Origin of the sequence: Burkholderia sp. ABCPW 11 (assembly GCF_001523445.1) — a bacterium.
GTDB lineage: Bacteria > Pseudomonadota > Gammaproteobacteria > Burkholderiales > Burkholderiaceae > Burkholderia.
In genome coordinates this window covers 45,446-68,211 of record NZ_LOVM01000078.1, presented here as the reverse complement: position 1 = coordinate 68,211, position 22,766 = coordinate 45,446, and the positions used below count along the sequence as shown (strand labels likewise).

Sequence of the window (22,766 nt, the reverse complement as noted above, 5' to 3'; positions counted from 1 at the left end):
CGCGGCGGCTCCCCGAACCATGAAGATTCAGCTGAAATTTTTTGCAAGCGTGCGTGAAGCACTGGGCGTGGCCGACGAAGAAGCCGACGTGCCGGACAGCGTGACGACCGTCGGCGACGTGCGCGCGTGGCTGCGCGTGCGCGGCGGCGCGTGGGCCGACACGCTCGCCGAAGGGCGCGCATTGCGCATGGCATGCAACCACGAGATGACCGATCCCGACACGCGGCTCACCGAAGGTTGCGAGGTCGCGTTCTTCCCGCCGGTGACGGGCGGTTGAGTCTTGCATGGGGCCCGGGGTAGGCACTGAAGCGCTCACGCGGGTCGGCAGCGTTGCATGGGACCCGAGTAAGCGCTAAAGCGCCAACTCGGGTCGACAGGAGCAGGAGCAAACGATGGTTATGGTACGAGTCCAGACCGACGATTTCGATCTGAATGCCGAAGTGATGGCATTGCGTGCGCGCAACCCGAAGATCGGCGCGGTCGCGTGCTTCGTCGGTACGGTGCGCGACCTGAACGAAGGCGATGCGGTCGCCGTCATGGAACTCGAGCACTATCCGGGAATGACCGAGAAGGCGCTCGAGAAGATCGCGGCCGAGGCCGGCCGGCGCTGGCCGGGCATCGACGTCGCGATCGTGCATCGCGTCGGCAGGCTGCTGCCCCTCGACCAGATCGTGATGGTCGCGACGGTCGCGGCGCACCGTGGCGATGCGTTCGCGTCGTGCGAGTTCGTGATGGACTATCTGAAGACCGAAGCGCCGTTCTGGAAGAAGGAAACGACGCCGGACGGCGAGCGCTGGGTCGATGCGCGCAGTACCGACGACGCCGCGCTCGCGCGCTGGGGCGTCGAGTCGGGCAACACGCCGCGCTGAGCGCGGCACCCGGGCGATGCGGCGATGTGCTGCAGGCGCGCCATCGTCGTGCGCGAGGGGCGTTACGCGTCCGGGTCGACGCCGCGCCCGATGATCTTGGTCGGAAACGGCTCGCCGCGGGCGCGCGACGGCAACCCATGCGGATCGTCGCCCGTGTCGCGGCGGCGCGGCGCGATCGCGTCGAGGAGCGCCTGCTGCTCGGGCGGAATCCGGTAGTCCCAGCCGAACCGGCTCAACTGCAGGCTCTGCGCGATCCGCAATGCGGGCTCCATGAAACGGATCGCCGCGGGCGGCGCGTAGCGCGCGTCGACGGTCTTCAGGAACAGCGCCAGCCAGCGGCTGAAATGGGCCGGCTCGATCCCGTCGAGCGGCTGGTGCGCTTGCTGCACGTTGCCGCGATAGCCCTTGGTGCCGAGCACGAGGCTCGACCAGAACGTCACCATCTTCGGCAGATGATCGTCCCAGCGCCCGGCCAGCTTCGCGTCGAACACGGGCCCGAGCAGCGGGTCGGCGCGCACGCGGTCGTAGAACGCGTAGACGAGATCGCGGATGTTGTCTTCGGTCGGCTCGGCGTCGCGAGGGCGGGCCGGTGCGGGTTCGGGCGAGGCGGGCAGGGCAGTCATGACAAAAAAGGGGCCGGTGGATCGGGGCGGCGGCGCGGGCGACGAGCAGGACGCCGGCCGGATTTTGACGCAAAATAGCGTCCTGTAACCCCTGAAAAACGTGTAGATACTGCGCATCTTATTGCGCGCACGCGCTCTCGGCAACCCGCGGCCGCGCTACGGCACCATCATCGGCCCTGCACGCATCGAGCGCCGCCCGGCTCAGGTAATCGGGGCACGATCGATCTTTTCCGTATTCGCTCATGAGACTCACCGACTACACCGACTATTCGCTACGCGTGATGCTGTACCTGGCCGTGCGCGGTGAGGGGCTCGCGACCATCCAGGAGATCTCGGACGCCTACGGCATCTCGAAGAACCATCTGATGAAAGTCGTCCAGCGACTCGGCGAACTGGGCTGGGTCGACACCGTTCGCGGCCGCAACGGCGGGTTGCGGCTGTTTGCCGATTCGCTGGAACTGACGGTCGGCCAGGTCGTGCGGGCGACCGAGAACGACTTCGCGCTGGTCGGCTGCTTTTCGCCCGACGGCAGCGAGTCGCGCGGCTGCGTGATCGAGCCGCAGTGCCGGCTGAAGGGCGTGCTGGCGGCCGCGCGCGACGCGTTCTTCGCGGAACTCGATCGCCACACGCTGGGCGACCTGGCCGAGCCCGCATCGCCGCTCGTGGCGCTGCTCGGCATCCGTCCGGTCGCGCTCGTGCGTGCCCCGGTGCCGGACGACGCGCCGGCCGCCGCCGAGCAGTCGCCCAAGGCCCACTGACACGCGGACGCCGCGCGCCGCACGGCGATCCCGTCCCCATCGCGCCGCTGGACCGTTTTCAGGCTATCCGGCAATTTTTGCGCTGAATCAACCCGAATTTCGCTTGAAAGCCGCATAGCCATCCTCATCTTGGTGTTAATCGAAAATTGGAGGTCTCGACTAAATGAGAATCGACAAGCTCACCACCAAGTTCCAGGAAGCACTCGCGGACGCGCAAAGCCTTGCCGCCGGCCGCGACAATCAATACATCGAACCCGTTCACGTGCTGGCGGCGCTCATCGCGCAGCAGGACGGCTCGGCCCGCTCGCTGATGTCGCGCGCGGGCGTGCACGTGCAGGCGCTGCAAGGCGCGCTGAACGAAGCGATCTCGCGCCTGCCGCAAGTGACGGGCACGGGCGGCGACATCCAGGTCGGCCGTGAGTTGGCCGGACTGCTGAACCAGGCCGACAAGGAAGCGCAGAAGCTCAACGACACGTTCATCGCGAGCGAGATGTTCCTGCTCGCCGTGTCCGACGACAAGGGCGAGGCCGGCAAGCTCGCACGCCAGCACGGCCTCACGCGCAAGTCGCTCGAAGCCGCGATCGCCGCGGTGCGCGGCGGCTCGCAGGTGCACAGCCAGGACGCGGAAAGCCAGCGCGAGGCGCTGAAGAAATACACGGTCGACCTGACCGAGCGCGCCCGCGCGGGCAAGCTCGATCCGGTGATCGGCCGCGACGACGAAATCCGCCGCTCGATCCAGATCCTGCAGCGCCGCACCAAGAACAACCCGGTGCTGATCGGCGAGCCGGGTGTCGGCAAGACCGCGATCGTCGAAGGGCTCGCGCAGCGGATCGTCAACGGCGAAGTGCCCGAGACGCTGAAGGGCAAGCGCGTGCTGTCGCTCGACATGGCCGCGCTGCTCGCCGGCGCGAAGTATCGCGGCGAGTTCGAGGAGCGCCTGAAGGCGGTGCTCAACGATATCGCGAAGGACGAAGGGCAGACGATCGTATTCATCGACGAGATCCACACGATGGTCGGGGCGGGCAAGGCCGAAGGCGCGATGGATGCGGGCAACATGCTGAAGCCGGCGCTGTCGCGCGGCGAGCTGCACTGCATCGGCGCGACCACGCTCGACGAATACCGCAAGTACATCGAGAAGGACGCCGCGCTCGAACGCCGCTTCCAGAAGGTGCTCGTCGACGAGCCGAGCGTCGAGGCGACGATCGCGATCCTGCGCGGGCTGCAGGAGAAGTACGAACTGCACCACGGCGTGGACATCACCGACCCGGCGATCGTCGCCGCGGCCGAGCTGTCGCATCGCTACATCACCGACCGCTTCCTGCCCGACAAGGCCATCGACCTGATCGACGAGGCCGCTTCGAAGATCAAGATGGAAATCGATTCGAAGCCCGAAGAGATGGACAAGCTCGACCGTCGTCTGATCCAGCTGAAGATCGAGCGCGAAGCCGTGAAGAAGGAGCAGGACGAAGCGTCGCAGAAGCGCCTGCAACTGATCGAGGAAGAGATCGATCGCCTCGGCCGCGAATATGCGGACCTGGAGGAGATCTGGACCGCCGAGAAAGCCGCGGTGCAGGGCAGCGCGCAGCTCAAGGAAGAGATCGAGAAGGTGCGGGCGGACATCGCGCGCCTGCAGCGTGAAGGCAAGCTGGAGAAGGTCGCCGAGCTGCAGTACGGCAAGCTGCCGCAGCTCGAGTCGCAACTGAAGCAGGTCACGCAGGCCGAAGAGCAGGAGCAGCACAACCCGACCCGCCCGCGCCTGCTGCGCACGCAGGTCGGCGCCGAGGAAATCGCGGAAGTGGTGTCGCGTTCGACGGGCATTCCCGTGTCGCGGATGATGCAGGGCGAGCGCGAGAAGCTGCTGCACATCGAGGAAAAGCTGCACGAGCGCGTGGTCGGCCAGGACGAGGCGATCAGCGCGGTGGCCGATGCGATCCGTCGTTCGCGCGCGGGTCTCGCCGATCCGAACCGTCCGTACGGCTCGTTCCTGTTCCTCGGCCCGACGGGGGTCGGCAAGACCGAGCTGTGCAAGGCGCTGGCGTCGTTCCTGTTCGATTCGGAAGAGCACCTGATTCGCATCGACATGAGCGAATTCATGGAGAAGCACAGCGTCGCGCGGCTGATCGGCGCGCCGCCGGGCTATGTCGGCTACGAGGAAGGCGGCTACCTGACCGAAGCCGTGCGTCGCAAGCCGTACAGCGTGATCCTGCTCGACGAGATCGAGAAGGCGCATCCGGACGTGTTCAACGTGCTGCTGCAGGTGCTCGACGACGGCCGCATGACCGACGGGCAGGGGCGTACGGTCGACTTCAAGAACACGGTGATCGTGATGACGTCGAACCTCGGCTCGCAGGTGATTCAGGCCATGACGGGGGCGCCGCAGGAAGAGATCAAGGACGCCGTGTGGCTCGAGGTGAAGCAGCACTTCCGTCCCGAGTTCCTGAACCGGATCGACGACGTCGTCGTGTTCCATGCGCTCGACCGCAGCAACATCGAGTCGATCGCGAAGATCCAGCTCGCGCGCCTGCACGACCGGCTCGCGAAGCTCGACATGGCGCTCGACGTGTCGCCCGCGGCGCTCGAACAGATCGGGAAGGTCGGCTACGATCCGCTGTTCGGCGCCCGGCCGCTGAAGCGCGCGATCCAGCAGGAGATCGAGAACCCGGTCGCGAAGCTGATCCTCGCCGGCCGCTTCGGCCCGAAGGACGTGATCCCGGTCGACGTCAACGACGGCCAGTTCGTGTTCGACCGCGTCGTTCACTGATCGCCTGCCGTCGGCAGCGCGCCCGGTTCGCACCGGGCGCAAAAACGAACACCCCGCCTCGGCGGGGTGTTTGCTTATGGAGCGGCCGAACGGGCCGCCCGGTCGCGGCGGGCGCTCAGGCCTGCTTGTTGCCGCCGAACATGCCGGCGAGCTGCGTGAGCGTGCTGAGCACGTTCGACGTGTCGACCTGGCCGCCGGCCGGCACTTCGCCGTTCGGCGTCGCGCCGTTGACGACGTGCGGCAGCACCTGCGCGAGGATCGACGAGGCCTGCGCCGGATCGATGCCGACCTTGCTCGCGAGCGAGCCGACGACGTCCGAGCCCAGTACGTTCTGCAGCGTGTCCGGCGAGATCGGCTGGTTTTCGCCGTTGCCGACCCACGAACCGATCACGTCGCCGGCGCCGCCGGCCTTGAACTTCTCGATCAGCCCGTTCAGGCCGCCCGGCTGGTTGTTGATGAATTCGAGCGCGGTCGCGATCAGCGCGCTTTGCGAGTTGCCGCCGGCCTGGCCGCCGATCAGACCGCCAACGATGTCGAGGAGACCCATGGTTCTTCACCTTTACTGAAAAGGGCGCCGTGACGACGGCGCCCGTTGAACGAATGCCGCGCGCACGCCGTCGTGCGCGCGGCGCACATCAGGCGCCCGACGCCGCGGCGGCGGAGGCTGCCTTGTCCTTCTTGCTCTTCTTCTTCGAACCCTTCGTCGCCTTCGTGGACGACGCGGCCGCCGGTGCGCTCGCACCCGCGTCGGCGGATGCCGCGGCAGCCGCTGCCGCCTTTTCCTTCTTCGATGCGCGCTTGGTCTTGGCCGGCTTGGCGGCCGCTTCCGGTGCGCTCGCCGTCGGCGCGGGCGCCGCGGTCGTCGTGCCGGCCGTCGCGGTCGTGGACGTCGATGCGGTGCCCGCCGACGTCGTGGTCGACGTGGTCGCGGACGTCGTCGCGGCCGGCTTCGACAGCTTCACGCCCTTCGGCGGCGTCGACGCGCCGCCGATCGTCAGGCCGTTTTCCTCGAGATGCCCGACCGACTTCGTGCCGAGGCCCTTCACGCGGTTTGCGAGATCGTCGGCGTCCTTGAACGGGCCGTTCTTGGTGCGTTCGTCGATGATCGCCTTCGACTTCACGGGCCCGAGACCCTTCACGGATTCGAGCGCGGCCTGGTCGGCCGTGTTGACTTCGACGGCTGCGGCAAGGCCGGCGGCGAGCGACAGCGATAGCGCGACGAACAGCATCAGCAGCTTTTTCAGCATGGCAAAGGCTCCCTGGTTCTGACGGATGAATGGCTGTTGCAACGGACGACGGGGCGCGAGGTGGCCGGGCGTCGCCGTTAAGCATAGGACAAATGCGTGCCCTTTTTAAGACAAGCTGACCGAATCTTGCTGAAGGCTTGCGGTGCTGTAAAGGCCGAAACCGATGCCATGCGCCGATTTTGACCATTCTTTACGGTGTCGCCGGTTGTCGCGACGCTGGCCGTTCGACAACGCTTGACTTAGAGTGAACTCTAACTCCTAACCTTGTTCCTGCCATGTCGAAAACCGTATCCCAACCCACCGCCGCCGGTCCGCTGACGATCGGGCAAGTCGCCGAACTGACGGGCGTGTCGACGCATACGTTGCGGTATTACGAGCAGGCCGGCCTGCTACGTGCGATTTCGCGCACGGCGGCCGGGCACCGGCTCTATGCACCGGCCGACCTTGCCGGGCTGGCCTTCGTGATGCGCCTGAAGGCGACCGGCATGCCGATCGCGCAGATCCAGGCGTTCGCGGTGCTGCGCGAGCAGGGCGAGTCGACGTTCGGCGCGCGGCGCGACTTGCTGGTCGCGCATCGCGACGCGGTGCGCGCGCATATCGCGGAGCTGCAGGCGAACCTCGATGCGATCGGCGACAAGATCGCGTACTACGAGGCGCAGGCACGGGAAACGGAACGACGGGCGAATCCTTCTCACTCTTTATCGGAACAGGACGGACACGATGGAACGACTCGCTGAGGATCGCTACACGCGCGGCTGGAACAAACTCAAGGAAATCGACGGCGAAGTGGGCGAACGCGTGATCGCGGCGCTTGCGCCGATCGCGCCGGACTTCGGGCGGCTGCTGGTCGAATTCAGCTTCGGCGACATTTACAGCCGGCCGCAGCTCGACCTGAAGGCGCGCGAAATCGCGACGATCGCGGCGCTGGCCGCGCTCGGCAACGCGCAGCCGCAATTGAAGGTGCATATCGAGGCCGCGCTGAACGTCGGCTGCACGCGCGACGAGATCGTCGAGGTGTTCATGCAGATGGCCGTGTATGCGGGGATGCCGGCCGCGCTCAACGCGCTGTTCGCCGCGCACGAGGTGTTCACGCGGCGCGACGAAGCGGCCGGCGTGGCGGACGACGCGAACGAAGCGGCCGGGCAGCTCGCCTGACGGAGCGTGCGCCGGTGCGTCACGCGCGGTGCGGCGCGACGATCCGGTACTTCGCGATGCGCCGATACAGCGTCGCGCGCGACATGCCGAGCGCGCGGGCGGTCGCGTCGGGCCGCCAGCGATGCGCTGTGAGCGCGGCGACGATGCGGCCGCGTTCGCCATCGGGCAGCGCGCCCGTCGGGGCGCCGTCGAGTTGCGCGGCGAGATCGGCCGGCAGGTCGCGCCGCGTCACGCGTGCGGCGTCGCACACCGCGCATGCATAGCGCAGCACGTTACGCAGTTGCCGCACGTTGCCCGGCCATGGATACGCGGCGAGCTGTTCGGCGAGCGTCGCGTCGAGCGTGAGCACGTGGCCGGTCGCCTGCGCTTCCTCGGCGAATACGGCGGCGATCACGTCGCGCACGTCCGCGCGTTCGCGCAACGGCGGCAGGTCGAACGTCGCACCGCTCAACCGGTAGTACAGGTCTTCGCGGAACGTGCCGTCGGCCACCATCCGCGCGAGATCGCGGTGGGTCGCGCAGATCACGTCGAGGTCGACGCGCACGGGTGTATCGCTGCCCAGCGGCACGACCTCGCCGTCGGCCAGTACGCGCAACAGACGCGTCTGCAGCGCGAGCGGCATGTCGCCGATTTCATCGAGAAACAGCGTCCCGCCGTCGGCGAGCGCGATCTTGCCGCGCGCACCGTGCTTGCGTGCGCCGGTGAACGCGCCGGCCGCATAACCGAACAGTTCGCTCTCGATCAGCGCTTCCGGCAGCGCGCCGCAGTTGACGGCGACGAACGGCCGCGCGCGCCGCGCGCCGGCGTCGTGGATCGCGCGGGCGAACACTTCCTTGCCCGCGCCGGTTTCGCCGAGCACGAGGATCGGCAGCCGCTTGCTCGCGACCCGCAGCGCGAGTTCCGCCTGTTGCGCGATGCGCGGGTCGCTGCTGTTCAGGAACGGCGTCAGCGCGCCGACGTGACGCGGCGCGGCGGTGCCCGGGCGGCGCGATGCCGCGCCGGGTTCGCGGCCGGCGCGCCGTAGCGGCGCACGCAGCCGCGCGTAGAGCGGGGCGCCGGTCGCGCGCAGCCGCAGCGCGACGATCGCATCGAGCCGCGCGGCGTCGCGCAGCGGCATTTCGGTCGCATCGAAGATCTCGTCGATATGGCGCGGCTCGCGTAGCGCCGGCAGCGCGTCGCGCGCCTGCCGGTTCGCGGCGACGATGTTGCCGCATTCGTCGAACGCGATCAGCCACTCGGGCTGCGCCTCGACGTAGTGACGGTTCGGATGCCCGAACAATATCCAGTGCTGCGCGGTGCTGTGCACGAAGTAGCCGTCCTCGATCAGCGCCGCGCTCTGTCGCACGAGCTGGTAGACGAGGCGCTGGCTGTCGCGGCCGTCCGGCGAGTGCACGGCCGACGCGTCGAGCACGCCGATCAGTTCGCCGCCCGGCGAGAAGATCGGCGCCGCGCTGCACGTGAGCGTCGTGAACGCCGCACGAAAGTGATCGGTCTTGTGCACGGTGATCGGCGCGAGATCGGTCAGCACGCTCGCGACACCGCAGGTGCCTTCCTCGCTTTCCGACCAGCACGAGCCGATGTGCAGCCCCGCGTGACGGAAGTCGTTGCGGCGTTCGCGGTCGATCCGATAGTCGATCGTCACGCCGTGCGCGTCGGTCAGCATCACGCAGTAGTCGGCGACGCGGATCATGTCGTGCAGCCGTGTCAGGCACTGGCCCGACGCGCGCAGGAAGGCTTCTTCCTTGTCGCGTACTTCGCGCAGCTCCGCCGCGGTCAGCACGCGCGGGCCGATCGACGAAGCGGGGTCGAGACGGTAGCGCTCCAGCGACCGCTGCCACGACGACACGAGACGCGCGGAATCCGCCGGCGCGGGCAGGCGTCCGGCGAGCGCGCCAAGTACACGGTCGGCGTGCTGGGCCTGGGGGACGGCGTAGGGCATGGTCGGCTCCGGTTCCGTACGGCGGGGATGTCGCTGTTCTTGTAGCACATCCGGTCCGGCGGATCACATTGCATCGCAGCACGCGATGTGCGTGAGACGGTCGTCTCACCGGTATCGCAACGTGTCTCGCGCCGTTGAGACGGCCGGATGCGCGGCGTGCGGCGGGACGTCGCCTGCGCGACGCCGCGCGAACGCTGGGTTTGCGGCGGAACGACGCGCATGCGCGGGCGCCGCGACGATCGCGTTCGCCGTATCGACGACGTGAGACGTCCCGGCGAATTCGATGCGCGCCGCGTCGTCACGGTCGCGCATTCCGAACCCGTGCAGGCCCGCTGCGCCAGTGCGGACGCGGGTTTCGCGGCCATCGCACGCACGATGGCACGCCGCTTGCAGAGATAAGGGCAAGCCGGCGCGATCGCATCGGCGACGACGATCCGCCGCCCGTCGATGGCGGCGGACGAAACAGGCGGAGCCGGCGCGCGCCAACGCGCGGGCCCTGCAGACTGGATGGAGACAAACCCGTGACGACGCCCGTTACCGTCGGCGTGATCGCGAACCCCGCATCGGGGCGCGACATCCGCCGCCTCACGACGCATGCATCCGTGTTTCCGACCGCGGAGAAGGCGAACATGATCGTGCGCCTGCTGGCCGGCCTTGGTGCGATGGGCGTCGAGCGCGTGCTGACGCTGCGCGACCGCACGGGCATCGCGACGCTGCTGCTGCGCGCGATCGACACGCATCGTGCGGTCGCGCCGCACGAGCGCTGGCCCGAGGTCGACTTCGTCGACCTGCCGATCACCGATACCGTCGCCGACACGCAGGCCGGCGCTGCCTATCTGCACCGGATGGAGGTGTCGCTGATCGTCGTGCTCGGCGGCGACGGCACCCATCGCGCGGTGGCCGCGCATTGCGGCGCGACGCCGCTCGTCGCGCTGTCCACCGGCACCAACAACGCGTTTCCCGAACATCGCGAGGCGACCGTCGCCGGCGTCGCGGCAGGGCTCGCCGCGAGCGGCGCGGTGCCGGCCGAGGTCGCGTTCGTGCGCAACAAGCGGCTCGTCGTGCGCTGCGTCGCGGGCGAGCAGCCGGGGCGCGAGGAGATCGCGCTCGTCGACGTGTGCGCCGCGCGGCAGCGCTTCATCGGCGCACGCGCGATCTCCGGCCCCGACGACATCGACTCGCTCTACCTGACGTTCGCGGAACCGGACGGCATCGGCCTGTCCGCGCTCGGCGGCGCATGGGCGCCGCTCGAACGCAGCGCGCCGCACGGGCTCGCGATGCGCTTCGCGCAAGCCGGCAACGCGGCCGGCACACCGCTCGTCGCGCCGATCGCGCCGGGGCGCGTCGACCGTGTCGTGATGCGCAGTTGCGAGCGGCTCGAACCGGGCGCATGGCACGCGATTCCGTTCGAGCGCGGCACGCTCGCGTTCGACGGCGAGCGCGAGATCGAGGTCGCACGCGGCGATCGCTACGAGATTTCGCTCGATTGGCGCGGGCCGTTGACGGTCGACGTCGGCCGCACGCTGCGCTACGCATCGTCGCGGCAACTGCTGCGCGACGCCGGTGTGCGGCACGACTGACGACCGGCGCAACGGTATTTCGGCATCCGTCACGATCATCAAGGAGACATCGCCATGACAGCCCCTCTCGAAGGACAGGTCGCCATCGTCACGGGCGGCGCGCGCGGCATCGGCCGCGGCATCGCGCTGACGCTCGCCGGTGCCGGCGCCGACATCCTGCTGGCCGATCTGCTCGACGACGCGCTCGATTCCACCGCGCGCGAGGTGCGCGCGCTCGGTCGCCGGGTGGCGGTCGCGAAAGTCGACGTCACGCAGGTCGCGCAGGTCGACGCGATGGTCGCACAGGCGCTCGCCGAGCTCGGCGGGCTCGACATTCTCGTGAACTGCGCGGGCGTGATCAGCATTCGTCCGGTCGCCGAACTGACCGAGCGCGACTGGGATTTCGTGATGGACGTGAACGCGAAGGGCACGTTCCTCGGCTGCCGCGCGGCGCTCGCGCATCTGAAGGCGCAGGGCCGCGGCCGGATCATCAACGTCGCGTCGATTGCGGGCAAGGAAGGCTTTCCGAATCTCGCGCATTACAGCGCATCGAAATTCGCGGTCGTCGGCTTCACCAACGCGCTGGCGAAGGAGCTCGCGCGCGACGGCGTGACCGTCAACGCGATCTGCCCCGGCATCGTCCGTACCTACATGTGGGACCGGCTGTCCGACGCATGGAAGACCGACGGCGAATCGGTCGAGGAATCGTGGCAGCGGCACCAGGTGACGCTGATTCCGCAGGGCCGCGCGCAGACGCCGGAAGACATGGGCCGACTCGCGCTGTTCTTCGCGACGATGGACAACGTGACGGGCCAGGCCGTGAACGTCGACGGCGGCTTCACGTTCCACTGACGGCCGCAAACCGTGCAATCCGCCGCCATGGCATGGCCGGGGCGGCATTCGCAGTCAGACCTACCCAGGAGACACACATGACCGCTTCGACACAGCTCAGCAGGGACAAGCTGCTGGATGCCTACCGGCTGATGCGCACGATCCGCGAATTCGAGGAACGCCTGCACGTCGAATTCGCGACCGGCGAGATCCCCGGCTTCGTTCACCTGTACGCGGGCGAGGAGGCGTCCGCCGTCGGCACGATGCTGCACCTCGGCCTCGACGACTACGTGGCCACCACGCACCGCGGCCACGGCCATTGCATCGCGAAGGGCGTCGACGTGCACGGGATGATGGCCGAAATCTACGGCAAGAAGACGGGCGTCTGCCACGGCAAGGGCGGCTCGATGCACATCGCCGATCTGTCGATGGGGATGCTCGGCGCGAACGGGATCGTCGGCGCGGGCGGCCCGCTCGTGTGCGGCGCGGCGCTCGCGGCCAAGCACAAGAAGACGGGCGGCGTCGGCGTGTGCTTCTTCGGCGACGGCGCGTCGAACCAGGGCGTGATCTTCGAATCGATGAACCTCGCGTCGGTGTGGCGGCTGCCCGCGATCTTCGTCGCCGAAAACAATGGCTATGCGGAAGCGACGTCGTCGAGCTGGTCGGTTGCGACCGACAACATCGCCGATCGGGCGAACGGGTTCGGGATGCCGGGCGTGATCGTCGACGGCTTCGACTTCTTCGCGGTGTACGAGGCGCTGGGCGAAGCCGTCGAGCGTGCGCGCAACGGCGGCGGCCCGACGCTCGTCGAGGTGAAGTTCACACGCTATTTCGGTCACTTCGAGGGCGATGCGCAAACCTACCGCGCACCGGGCGAAGTGCAGAAGCTGCGCGACGAGAAGGACTGCCTGAAGCATTTCGAAACGCGCGTCGTGCGCGCCGAAGCGTTGACCGCCGCCGACCTGCGCGCGATCGACGCCCAGGTCAAGGCGCTGATCGACGACGCGGTCGCGCAGGCGAAGGCGGCACCGCTGCCGGATGCTGCCGACCTGCTCGCCGACGTCTACGTGTCGTATCCGTGAGCGCGGGTTGACCCGGCGGCCGGCACGGCGAAACGAACATTCCAGGAGACAGACATGGCAAGGAAGATCACTTATTCGCAGGCGATCAACGAGGCGCTCGCGCAGGAAATGGCGCGCGACGACAGCGTGATCGTGATGGGCGAGGACAACGCGGGCGGCGCGGGCGCGCCGGGCGAGGACGACGCATGGGGCGGCGTGCTCGGCGTGACGAAGGGGCTGTTCCACAAGTTTCCGGGCCGCGTGCTCGACACGCCGCTGTCGGAGGGCGGCTACATCGGCGCGGCGGTCGGCGCGGCCGCGTGCGGGATGCGGCCCGTCGCGGAACTGATGTTCGTCGATTTCATGGGCGTGTGCTTCGACCAGATCTTCAACCAGGCCGCGAAATTCCGCTACATGTTCGGCGGCAAGGCCGTGACGCCGGTCGTGATCCGCGCGATGTACGGCGCCGGCCTGCGCGCGGCCGCGCAGCACTCGCAGATGCTCACGTCTCTGTTCACGCACATCCCGGGGTTGAAGGTCGTGTGCCCGTCGACGCCGTACGACGCGAAGGGGCTGCTGATCCAGGCGATCCGCGACAACGATCCCGTGATCTTCCTCGAACACAAGCTGCTCTATACGCGCGAGGGCGATGTCCCGGAGGAATCCTATGCGATTCCGTTCGGCGAGGCGAACGTGATGCGCGACGGCGACGACGCGACGATCGTCACGTACGGCCGGATGGTGCATCTCGCGATGGACGCGGCCGCGACGCTCGCGAAGGACGGCATCCAGTGCGACGTGATCGACCTGCGCACGACGTCTCCGCTCGACGAGGAAACGATTCTCGAGAGCGCCGAGCGTACCGGGCGCGTGGTGGTCGTCGACGAAGCGAACCCGCGCTGCTCGATCGCGACCGACATCGCCGCGCTCGTCGCGCAGCGCGCGTTCCGCTCGCTGAAGGCGCCGATCGGGCTCGTCACGGCGCCGCATACGCCCGCGCCGTTCGCCGGCGTGCTGGAAGACCTGTATATCCCGTCCGCCGATGCGATTGCGCAGGCGGTCCTGAAGACGAGGAGCTGACACGATGTCGATTCACATGATCACGATGCCCAAGTGGGGGCTGTCGATGGAGCAGGGGCAGGTCAACGGCTGGCTGAAGGCGATCGGCGAACGCGTGGCGAAGGGCGACGAGGTGCTCGACGTCGAGACCGACAAGATCTCGTCGGGCGTCGAGTGCGCGTTCGACGGCACGCTGCGCCGGCAGGTCGCGCAGGCGGGCGAGACGCTGCCCGTCGGCGCGCTGCTCGGCGTCGTCGCGGCCGCCGATGCGAGCGACGCCGACATCGATGCGGCGATCGCCGAGTTCCAGCGCGATTTCGTGCCGAGCGCGGCTGCCGACGAGGCGGCCGGCCCGCAGCCGGAGAAGGCGCAGATCGGCGGCCGCACGATCCGCTTTCTGAAGCTGGGCGACGGTGCGGGCACGCCGGCCGTGCTGATCCACGGCTTCGGCGGCGACCTGAACAACTGGCTGTTCAATCACGCGGATCTCGCCGCGCACCGGCCGGTGTGGGCGCTCGATCTGCCCGGCCACGGCGAGTCGGGCAAGGCGGTCGAGACCGGCAGCCTCGACGAACTGGCCGACGCGGTGCTCGCGCTGCTCGATGCGCAGCACATCGAGCGCGCGCATCTGATCGGCCATTCGATGGGCGGCGCGGTTGCGATGGCGGCGGCCGAGCGTGCGCCGCAACGCGTCGCATCGCTTACGCTGATCGCGAGCGCGGGGCTCGGCACCGACATCAATCGCGCGTACATCGACGGCTTCGTCGCCGGCAACAGCCGCAACACGCTGAAGCCGCACCTCGGCGCGCTGTTCGCGGACAACGCGCTGGTTACGCGGCAGCTCGTCGAGGATCTCGTCAAGTACAAGCGGCTCGAAGGCGTGCAGGCCGCGCTCGAGAAAATCGCGCATGCCGCGTTCGACGGCGCCGCGCAGCGGCGCGTGTTCCGCGACCGGCTCGCGACGCTTGCGCCGCGCACGCTCGTGATCTGGGGCGAGCGCGATCAGGTGATTCCCGCGCAGCATGCGCAGGGTTTGCCGGACGGCGTGCGCGCCGAGGTGATCGCCGGCAGCGGCCACATGGTGCAGATGGAGGCGGCCGCCGACGTGAATCGCCTGATCGTCGCGTTCCTCGGAGACTGACGATGGCCGCCGCGCTCGAACGACCCAGTCTCACGGCGCTCGGCCAGCCCGGCGCGCGAAGTCGCGACAAGCTCGCGCGCATTCCGGTGCGCGTCGAGCCCGCGGTCGGCGCGGTCTTGCCGAAGCCGCCGTGGCTGCGCGCACGGCCGATGATGAGCGCGGCGGTGGCCGACATGGCCGCCGTGCTGCGCGAGCATCGGCTGCATTCCGTCTGCGAGGAGGCGATGTGTCCGAACATCGGCGAATGCTTCACGCAGCGCACCGCGACCTTCATGATCATGGGCGGGCTGTGTACGCGGCGGTGCCCGTTCTGCGATGTCGCGCACGGCCGTCCCGAGCCGCTCGATCCCGACGAGCCCGCGCGGCTGGCCGATGCGGCGACGGCGCTCGGGTTGCGCTACGTCGTGATCACGTCGGTCGACCGCGACGACCTGCGCGACGGCGGCGCCGCGCATTTCGCCGCGTGCATCGCGGCGGTGCGCGCGAGCGTGCCGGGCATCGGCGTCGAGGTGCTGACGCCGGACTTCCGCGGCCGCGTGGCCCGTGCGCTCGACGCGTTGTCGTCGGCGTGGCCCGACGTGTTCAATCACAACATCGAGACGGTGCCGTCGCTGTACCGCGCGGCGCGGCCGGGTGCCGACTATCGCGGCTCGCTCGAACTGCTCGCGCAGGCGAAGGCCGCGCGGCCGACGCTCGTGACGAAATCGGGATTGATGCTCGGGCTCGGCGAACGCGACGACGAGGTGCACGACACGCTGCGCGACCTGCGCGCGCACGAGGTCGACGTGCTGACGCTCGGCCAGTATCTCGCGCCGTCGGTGCACCATTTGCCGGTGCGGCGCTACGTGAGTCCGGATGCCTTCGCCGCCTGGCGCGACGAGGCGCTCGCGCTCGGTTTCAGGGAAGTCGTCGCCGGCCCGCTCGTGCGGTCGTCGTATCACGCGGCCGACGTGCTGGAGGACGCGTAGCGCGCCGCGCGTCAGGCCGCGGCGGTGGCGTGCGCGCGGCCGACGCGGCGCAGGTACAGCACGAGCCCTGCGCCCGCCAGCATCAGGCTGACCGTGTTCGCGAACCAGAAGCCGCGCGCGCCGGTCAGCCACGCGGGCGCGATGCCGCCGACGTCGAAGCCGAGCACGTAGCCGCCGCTGAGTCCGACGCCCCACAGCGCGACCGCATAGATCACGGTCGGCACGACCGCCACCTTGTATGCGCGCAGCACGAACGCCGACGTGACCTGCAGCGCATCGAACACGTGGTAGCACGCGACGATCGCGACGAGCGGCATCGCGGCCTCGGCGACGGCCGGGTTCGGCGTATAGCCGTCGATGATCAGCGGGCGCAGTGCGAAGACGAGCACGCCGTAGGCGGCCGCCACGCCGCACGCGAACATCACGCTGTGCCGGCCGAGCAGCCGGGCTTCCTCGGCGCGCCCGGCGCCGAGCGCGCGCGCGACGAGCGTCGACGCCGCCACGCCGATCGACAGCGGCGTCATGTACAGCACCGCGCCGATGTTGCCGGCGATCTGGTGACCGGCGAGCGTCGTCGTGCCGAACTGCGCGATGAACAGCGCCATGCACGTGTACGACGTGACCTCGATCAGGTACGACAGGCCCATCGGCACGCCGAGCTTCAGGATCGCCTTCTGGCGCGCCCACACGGGCCAGCAGAAGCGCGAGAAGATCGCGAGCGGCGCGAACACGTCGAGCTTCGCGAGCAGCGCGTAGCCGATCAGCGCGAGCGCCCAGTTGATCAGCGTGCTGGCGAGCCCGCAGCCGGGGCCGCCGAGCGCCGGTACGCCGAAGCCGCCGAAGATGAACCACACGTTCAGCGGAAACTTGAGCAGCAGCGCGCCGATCTGCAGGATCATCGCGAGCCGCGGCTTGCCGGCCGCGTTGGTCAGCGCGTTGTAGATGCGGAAGACGAGGCTGGCGGGCAGCCCATACGACAGGATGCGCAGGTAGTCGACGGTGCGGTCGTGCAGCGCGGCGGGTGCGTGCGCGACGCGCAGCAGCGGCTCGGGAAAATGCAGCAGCAGGAAGCCCGGAATCGAGAGCAGCAGCGCGAGCCACAGCGCCTGGCGCACCTCCTCGCCGATCTCGGCATAGCGCCGCGCGCCGTACAGTTGCCCGGCGATCGGCTGCAGCGCGGACAGGATGCCGGTCAGGCCGATGTAGATCGATACGTAGATCGACGAGCCGAGCCCGAGCGCGGCGAGATCGACGGCCGAGTAGCGGCCGACCATCGCGGTGTCGATCACGCCGAACGCGATGATCGCGAGCTGGCCGACCAGCACCGGCCATGCGAGACCGACGATCCGGCGGATGTCGCCGAGCATCGTCAATCGGCCGCCTGGCGGCGCGGCGGACGCCGCTTGACGGGCGTCTTCGGCCGCTCGATGCGCTCGTACAGGCGGAAGCGCTCGTCGCGGTCGGCGACGCGGCGGCCTTCCCAGACGAGACGCCACACGTATTGCGACATCGCGCTCGGCTCGCCGAAGTCGGCGCGGTCCTGGCGCAGGATCACGTCGCAGTCGCCGGAGAAATCGAAGTGCATGTTGCCGAAGTACGCGAAAGTCGCGATCTGCGCGTCGCCGAGCCGCACCGGCGAAATGCATTCGTAGTCGGACGGCAGATGCACGGCGATCTGTTGCGCGACATCGCGATAGGTCCGGCCGTAGTTGACGATCGGCAGCCACAGCGTCATCAGCAGTACCCACATCAGCGTGGTGCCCGCGCTCGACAGCACGACGCTGCGCCACAGCACCTTCGGCTGCCGCGAGACGCGCCAGCGCACGAGGAAGCACCAGCACACGGTGACGATCACCGCGCAGACGAACGACAGGATCTTGAAATGCGGCTCGTAGCCGGGCACGAGGCGCGCGAGGTTGCGTGCGAGCGGATGCGGGAAGCCGGTGAGCGACGCGAGCCACACGAGCCACACGAAGGTGCCGAGGATCGTGAAGCTCAGCACGGCGAACCAGTCGATCGCGTTGATCGCGCCGCGCTTGAGGGTCGGCAGCGCGAACGTCGCGAGCACCGCGAGCGGGGGCAGCAGCAGCATGTACATGCGGTTCGATTGCTGGCTTTGCAGGATCACGAGCGCGACGAGCGGCACGGCGACCGACAGCGGAATCGCGATGTGCGCGCGACGGCGCATGCCGGCCCAGCTCCACCACGCCCAGATCGCGAGCGGCCACGCGGGCCACGTGAACAGCGGCAGGTTCTTCGCCGCATAGCCGAGCACGGCCGTCGGCGGGCCCGAAAAGCGCATCAGGCTGCCGTGGATCCACTGGTTGAAGAACCACGCGGCGTCGTCCGGCGCCGCGACGAAGGCGGCGAGCGGCCAGAGCGCGAAGATCGCGGCCGCGAGCGGCACGCCGACCAGCGGCAGGCGCAGGTTGCGCATCTCGGGCGTCACGAGCCACAGCGCGGCCGTGCCCGCGAGCAGCGCGACGACCAGCACCGGGTTGCCGGACAGCGCGACGAGGCCGATCGCGAGGCCCCACCACAGTGCGCCTTGCAGCGGCTTGTCGATGCCGCGCACGATCCCGTAGACGAGCATTGCGATCCACGCGAACTGCGCAAGCTGCGGCGTCGTTTCGTGCCCGCGTTCCGCGAGGCCGAAGCAGGCGACGAGCACCAGCAGCGCGCCGTCCGCGAGCGTACGGCCGTAGTCGCGCGGCTCGGGTTCGCCGCCGAATGCATATTTGAACGGTTGAACCTCGGCGCGCCGGCCGAGGAGGTAGGCCGCGTACCAGACGAACGCGCACGCGACGCAGAACAGCACGCCGGTGTCGACGCGCGACGCGTTGCTCGCGTCGACCCACGGGCCGAGGCCGCGGATCGACAGCGCGCCGAGCCAGTAGCCGAGCGGCCCGTCGGTCGTGATGAACTTGCCGACCAGGTTCGGCAGCAGCCAGTCGTGCCAGCCGCCCTTGGCCATCGTCCACATCACGCCGAAGCCCGCCGCATCCTCGTTTTTCCACGGGTCGCGGCCGAACAGGCCGAACGCCGCGTAGACGAAGCAGAGCGTGAGCAGCAGCCAGCGCGGCAGCGCACGCGTGGCGGAGGCGGTGAGACGGACGACAGGCTTCATGCAGATGAGCGATTTGTTATGGGCGGGCGGCCGGCGCGGTCGCGCGCGGTCGAGCCGGTTTCGAGCATCCGGCATTGTAGTCGCGCCCGCTGTTGTGCGTCAGGTCGTTGCCCGGGCGCGGGGTGGCGGCTGCCGGGCGAGCAGAGACAAAAAAGGGCAGCCTGGGCTGCCCTTTCGTGCGGTACCGGTGCGTTGCAACCACCGGATCGGTGCAAAGCTTACTTTGCTGCAGCCTTGCCGTTCGCGCGTGCGCCGAACTTGTTCTTGAACTTCTCGACACGGCCTGCCGTGTCCATGATCTTTTGCTGACCCGTGTAGAACGAGTGCGATTCCGACGACACTTCGATCTTGGCGAGCGGGTAGGTCTTGCCTTCGTGTTCGATGGTTTCACGCGTCTGGATCGTCGAGCGCGTGATGAACTTGAAGCCGTTCGACATGTCTTGGAAGACGACTTCGCGGTAGTCCGGGTGAATGCCAGGTTTCATGATTTTCCTTGGTGATAGCGGTAGCCAACCCGCCGCTTGCCGTGTCGAGCCGCCCCGATGGGAGCGATTCGGCCGCCGTCAAGCCCGGCGCGAGCCACTTGCCTAAGGTCGAAAAACGGCGATTATGCCAGAAAATCAGACGGTTGACGAATAATTTTCATGGCGCGTCGAGTGCGCCGGTGCCGGCCGGATCCTGCCGGTAGTAGCGCGCGAGCAACCGGTACAGCTCCGGAAATTCGGACTCGAACGCTTTCGGCCGCACGAACAGCGCCTCGCTGCACACCGCGAAGAATTCCGACGGGTGATCGGCCGCATAGGGATCGATCAGCGAGTCCCGCTCGAAGCGTGCCCACGCGCGGTCCGGCACCGCGTCGACGCGCGCGCAGAACTGGTCGTACGCGTGCTCGAACACGTCGGCCCATGCCTGTGCGTCGAGATGCGGCGCATGCCAGCGGCGAAAAAGGGGCGGATAGCCGTCGGCCGCGCCGTTGACCATGTCGATCTTGTGTGCGAACTCGTGGATCACGACGTTGTACGCGTCCCGGCCGTCCGTCATCTGCGCGTCTTCCCACGACAAGATCACGGGGCCGCCTTCCCAAGCCTCGCCGCTCGCATCCTGCTCGACTTCGTGGACGACGCCGTCCTCGTCCTGCACGGTCTTGCGGATCACGAATTCGCCCGGATACACGACGACGCCGACCCAGCCGTCGTACAGCGACAGGTCGAGATTCAGCACGGGCAGGCAGGCCTGCGCGGCGATCGCGACGATCATCGCGTCGGTCAGTTCGAGCCCGTGCGCGGTCGAAAACGATTTTTTCGCGACGAACAGGCTCGTCAGCTCGCGCAGCCGGCCGAGCGCGTCGGGCGACAAGGTCGCGAGGAACGGCAGGCGCTCGACGGTTTCGTGCCACAGCGCGTCGGGAATCGGGTGGCTGCGCAGCGCGCGGTCGCGGCGGCGGTCGTCGAACCAGCGGGTCAGTTTCGAAAGCATGGAGGCTGCGGACGAAAATCCAAAGCCTGTCTTTTAACTCAATCGATCTGTTTTTGCCATGTCGCGAAGAGGCCGCCGACGAGCGCCACGCCCGCGAGGAAGTAAAAGCCGTCGAGCGACGTGAGGAACGACGCCTGTTGCGCCACCATCCGCGCGATCGACGCGATCGCGAGGCCGTGCGCATCGTTCGGTGCATGGCCGGCGGCCGCAAAGCCGCGCGTCAGCGCATCGACGGTCTGCTGGAACAGCGGATCGAACGCGTTCGCGCGTTCGACGAGCCGTGTCTGGTGCACGGCCAGCCGGTGCTGCTCGACGATGATCACCGATGACGTCGCGAACGAGATCGTCAGTTGCCGCACGATGTTCTTCAGCCGGTAGCCGTGCGTGTATTCGTCGATCGCGAAAATCCGGAACGTGAGGTTCGCGACCGGCAGCACGATGAACAGCAGCAGCAACCCGCGCAGCAGCAGCGGGACGATCAGCGCGGCTTCGCCGACCTGCGGCGTCATCCGCGTCATCCACAGCGCGGCCGTGACGGCGATCGCGAACCCCGGCACGACGAACCACTTCTTGTGCGTGACGAATTTCGCGTAGCGCAGGTAGGCGAACAGCGCGGTGGCCGAGATCAGCGACATCGTGCCCACCAGGCGCCCGGCGTTCTCGACCGGGTAGCCGAGCCCGCCCTCGAGGAACCGCGACGTGAGGTAACTGAAGCCCGTCGTCTCGTAGTAATAGAACATGTAGAGCAGCAGCCCGATCTGGAACGTCCGCTCGCGAAACGCGTGCAGCCGCACGAGCGGCGTCGGGTGATGCCACTGGTGATACGCGAACCACGCGAGCGCGCCGAGCCCCGCGATCGTCAGCACGATCAGCATCGGCGAGCCGCTGTAGAGCTGGTAATGCACCTGCTGCAGCACGATCTGCAGCGCGCCTTGCGCGAGCGCGAACACCACGTACGGCCAGAAGTGTCCGGAACCGCGTTCGTCGTCCGGCGTGCGGCCCGAATCGGGCAGCGTGAGCAACGCGAGGATCGCGAACGCGATGCCGGCCGGCGCCGTGCACGCGAACAGGGCGCGCCACGTCGAATGCGCGACCAGCAGCCCGCCGACGATCGGTGCGAGTGCGCTGCCGAGCAGGATCATGATCAGGAACGCGCGCGTCGCAGGCGGCCGTTCCTGCGGCTTGAAGCTGATCTGGATCAGGATCCGGCACGCGCCCATCATCGGGCCGATGAAATAGCCCTGGAAGCCGCGCGCGAACGCGAGCGCCAGCGACGTGTCGGCCAGCGCCGACGCGATCGCGCCGAGCGAGAACATCAGCATGCAGCCCGCGACGTAGCGGCGATGGCCGAGCCGGTCGACCCACCATTGCTGCTGCAGGATGCCGAGCACGGCCGCGACCGCGTAGGCGCTCGACGACCAGACGAGTTCGTCGGGCGACGCGTTGATGCCGCCCGCGATGTAGCTCGCGAAGAACGAGAAGACGGCGTTGTCGAAGTAGTCGATGCCGGTGACGAGCGCGAGGGCCCACGGGAACAGGTCCCCGCGCAGGTTCGCGCGGCTCCACAGCGGCGGCCGGCCGGGCACCGCGTTCATTCGCGATCCTTGCGTGCGCGCCGCGTGCCGGCTTCGGCCTGCCGCTGCGCGATCAGCGCGTCGGCGTTTTCGCCGGCGAGGCGCCGTTCGACGTAGTCGATGTCGTGTTGCAACTCCTTGCGCAGCGCGACGGCCTCCTTCAGCTCGCGCTGAACGGCCGCGATCCGCCGGTCCAGCGTCTCGATCTGCCCGGCGAGGCCGGCGCGGATCTCGCGCAGCGACGCCTCCGAATAGCGGCGCCGGCCGTCGCCTGTTTCTTCCAGCGGGCGCTTCAGCATTTCGGTGATGCCGTGCAGCGAGAAGCCGAGCGCACGCAACCGCAGGATGCGCGCGAAGCGTTCGAGGTCGGCTTCGTCGTAAAGGCGGTAGCGGCCTTCGCTGCGCGACGGCGTAACGAGCCCGCGCTCTTCGTAATATTTGAGCGTGCGCGGCGTGACGCCGAGCCGCGAGGCGGCGTCGCTGACGGTCAATAGCGGGGTGGAGGCATCGTTCGGCATCGGTCAGGGAGATTCGGCGGGACAATGACGCGATTATAGATCAACCTGTACGTTCACGTTCAGGTTTGGATCGAAAAACGGCCGCCGGCAAGGATGCGCG

Annotated in this window: 22 protein-coding genes; 12 read left to right on the top strand and 10 right to left on the bottom strand. The window is 68.4% G+C overall.

Features of this window, described 5'->3' with window-relative positions:
* Window positions 1-19: 19 nt before the first annotated feature.
* Entirely contained in the window at window positions 20-277 is a 258-nt protein-coding gene (gene moaD / locus WS61_RS26810) for a molybdopterin converting factor subunit 1 (RefSeq protein WP_050013225.1), read from the top strand.
* A 115-nt stretch (window positions 278-392) separates the two neighbouring features.
* Window positions 393-869, top strand: coding sequence for a molybdenum cofactor biosynthesis protein MoaE (locus WS61_RS26805; protein WP_059504979.1), 477 nt, complete (start codon window positions 393-395; stop codon window positions 867-869).
* 62 nt (window positions 870-931) lie between these two features.
* Here the strand turns inward: WS61_RS26805 and WS61_RS26800 are convergent, their stop codons facing one another.
* A complete protein-coding gene (locus WS61_RS26800) occupies window positions 932-1,492 on the bottom strand; it encodes a group III truncated hemoglobin (RefSeq protein WP_059504977.1) in 561 nt (186 codons plus the stop codon).
* 242 nt (window positions 1,493-1,734) lie between these two features.
* Between WS61_RS26800 and WS61_RS26795 the strand changes: the two genes are divergently transcribed.
* Both WS61_RS26795 and clpB read left to right on the top strand, forming a co-directional pair.
* Window positions 1,735-2,250 (top strand): Rrf2 family transcriptional regulator, encoded by a 516-nt coding sequence (locus WS61_RS26795; RefSeq protein WP_059504975.1) that lies wholly within the window; start codon window positions 1,735-1,737, stop codon window positions 2,248-2,250.
* Window positions 2,251-2,413: 163 nt separating this feature from the next.
* Window positions 2,414-5,011 carry an ATP-dependent chaperone ClpB gene (clpB, locus tag WS61_RS26790; protein ID WP_059504973.1) on the top strand — a complete coding sequence of 866 codons (2,598 nt, stop codon included), beginning with the start codon at window positions 2,414-2,416 and terminating at the stop codon, window positions 5,009-5,011.
* Window positions 5,012-5,126: 115 nt separating this feature from the next.
* On the opposite strand, the gene WS61_RS26785 is transcribed toward clpB, so the two are convergent.
* Together WS61_RS26785 and WS61_RS26780 are read right to left on the bottom strand one after the other, a co-directional pair.
* Window positions 5,127-5,558, bottom strand: a complete 432-nt coding sequence (locus tag WS61_RS26785; RefSeq protein ID WP_059504971.1) for a YidB family protein — start codon at window positions 5,556-5,558, stop codon at window positions 5,127-5,129.
* 88 nt (window positions 5,559-5,646) lie between these two features.
* On the bottom strand, window positions 5,647-6,258 hold the full coding sequence (locus tag WS61_RS26780; protein ID WP_006496393.1) for a helix-hairpin-helix domain-containing protein: 612 nt from the start codon (window positions 6,256-6,258) through the stop codon (window positions 5,647-5,649).
* Window positions 6,259-6,533: 275 nt separating this feature from the next.
* Between WS61_RS26780 and WS61_RS26775 the strand changes: the two genes are divergently transcribed.
* Both WS61_RS26775 and WS61_RS26770 read left to right on the top strand, forming a co-directional pair.
* Window positions 6,534-6,995 (top strand): MerR family transcriptional regulator, encoded by a 462-nt coding sequence (locus WS61_RS26775; protein WP_059504969.1) that lies wholly within the window; start codon window positions 6,534-6,536, stop codon window positions 6,993-6,995.
* Window positions 6,979-7,413, top strand: coding sequence for a carboxymuconolactone decarboxylase family protein (locus WS61_RS26770; protein ID WP_059504968.1), 435 nt, complete (start codon window positions 6,979-6,981; stop codon window positions 7,411-7,413). Before WS61_RS26775 ends, WS61_RS26770 begins: the two co-directional genes overlap by 17 nt.
* A gap of 19 nt (window positions 7,414-7,432) precedes the next feature.
* Here the strand turns inward: WS61_RS26770 and WS61_RS26765 are convergent, their stop codons facing one another.
* Window positions 7,433-9,352, bottom strand: a complete 1,920-nt coding sequence (locus WS61_RS26765) for a sigma-54-dependent Fis family transcriptional regulator (RefSeq protein WP_059504966.1) — start codon at window positions 9,350-9,352, stop codon at window positions 7,433-7,435.
* Between the two features lie 521 nt (window positions 9,353-9,873).
* Here WS61_RS26765 and WS61_RS26755 point away from each other — a divergent pair.
* The 6 genes from WS61_RS26755 (at window position 9,874) to lipA (ending at window position 15,971) form a co-directional block, all read left to right on the top strand.
* A complete protein-coding gene (locus tag WS61_RS26755) occupies window positions 9,874-10,932 on the top strand; it encodes an ATP-NAD kinase family protein (protein ID WP_059504961.1) in 1,059 nt (352 codons plus the stop codon).
* A gap of 54 nt (window positions 10,933-10,986) precedes the next feature.
* Window positions 10,987-11,763: an SDR family NAD(P)-dependent oxidoreductase gene (locus WS61_RS26750; protein WP_059504958.1), complete on the top strand. Its 777-nt coding sequence runs from the start codon at window positions 10,987-10,989 to the stop codon at window positions 11,761-11,763.
* Window positions 11,764-11,840: 77 nt separating this feature from the next.
* Window positions 11,841-12,824 (top strand): thiamine pyrophosphate-dependent dehydrogenase E1 component subunit alpha, encoded by a 984-nt coding sequence (locus WS61_RS26745; RefSeq protein ID WP_059504957.1) that lies wholly within the window; start codon window positions 11,841-11,843, stop codon window positions 12,822-12,824.
* A gap of 54 nt (window positions 12,825-12,878) precedes the next feature.
* Complete coding sequence (locus WS61_RS26740) at window positions 12,879-13,883, top strand: alpha-ketoacid dehydrogenase subunit beta (RefSeq protein WP_059504955.1); 1,005 nt, start codon at window positions 12,879-12,881, stop codon at window positions 13,881-13,883.
* Between the two features lie 4 nt (window positions 13,884-13,887).
* Window positions 13,888-15,003: an acetoin dehydrogenase dihydrolipoyllysine-residue acetyltransferase subunit gene (locus tag WS61_RS26735; protein WP_059504953.1), complete on the top strand. Its 1,116-nt coding sequence runs from the start codon at window positions 13,888-13,890 to the stop codon at window positions 15,001-15,003.
* 2 nt (window positions 15,004-15,005) lie between these two features.
* Window positions 15,006-15,971 (top strand): lipoyl synthase, encoded by a 966-nt coding sequence (gene lipA / locus WS61_RS26730; RefSeq protein WP_059504951.1) that lies wholly within the window; start codon window positions 15,006-15,008, stop codon window positions 15,969-15,971.
* 11 nt (window positions 15,972-15,982) lie between these two features.
* On the opposite strand, the gene WS61_RS26725 is transcribed toward lipA, so the two are convergent.
* The 6 genes from WS61_RS26725 to WS61_RS26700 all read right to left on the bottom strand — a co-directional run bounded on the left by WS61_RS26725 (window position 15,983) and on the right by WS61_RS26700 (window position 22,666).
* A complete protein-coding gene (locus WS61_RS26725) occupies window positions 15,983-17,338 on the bottom strand; it encodes an MATE family efflux transporter (protein WP_059504949.1) in 1,356 nt (451 codons plus the stop codon).
* A gap of 2 nt (window positions 17,339-17,340) precedes the next feature.
* Window positions 17,341-19,173, bottom strand: a complete 1,833-nt coding sequence (locus tag WS61_RS26720; protein ID WP_095211837.1) for a glycosyltransferase family 39 protein — start codon at window positions 19,171-19,173, stop codon at window positions 17,341-17,343.
* A gap of 143 nt (window positions 19,174-19,316) precedes the next feature.
* Complete coding sequence (locus tag WS61_RS26715; RefSeq protein WP_011549676.1) at window positions 19,317-19,583, bottom strand: type B 50S ribosomal protein L31; 267 nt, start codon at window positions 19,581-19,583, stop codon at window positions 19,317-19,319.
* A gap of 157 nt (window positions 19,584-19,740) precedes the next feature.
* The gene (locus tag WS61_RS26710) at window positions 19,741-20,574 is read right to left on the bottom strand and encodes a zinc-dependent peptidase (RefSeq protein ID WP_059504945.1); all 834 of its coding nucleotides are present in this window, start codon (window positions 20,572-20,574) and stop codon (window positions 19,741-19,743) included.
* Between the two features lie 38 nt (window positions 20,575-20,612).
* Window positions 20,613-22,169 carry an MFS transporter gene (locus WS61_RS26705; RefSeq protein ID WP_059504943.1) on the bottom strand — a complete coding sequence of 519 codons (1,557 nt, stop codon included), beginning with the start codon at window positions 22,167-22,169 and terminating at the stop codon, window positions 20,613-20,615.
* Window positions 22,166-22,666 carry a MerR family transcriptional regulator gene (locus WS61_RS26700; RefSeq protein WP_059504942.1) on the bottom strand — a complete coding sequence of 167 codons (501 nt, stop codon included), beginning with the start codon at window positions 22,664-22,666 and terminating at the stop codon, window positions 22,166-22,168. The genes WS61_RS26705 and WS61_RS26700 overlap by 4 nt, the downstream gene beginning before the upstream one ends.
* Window positions 22,667-22,766 lie beyond the last annotated feature (100 nt).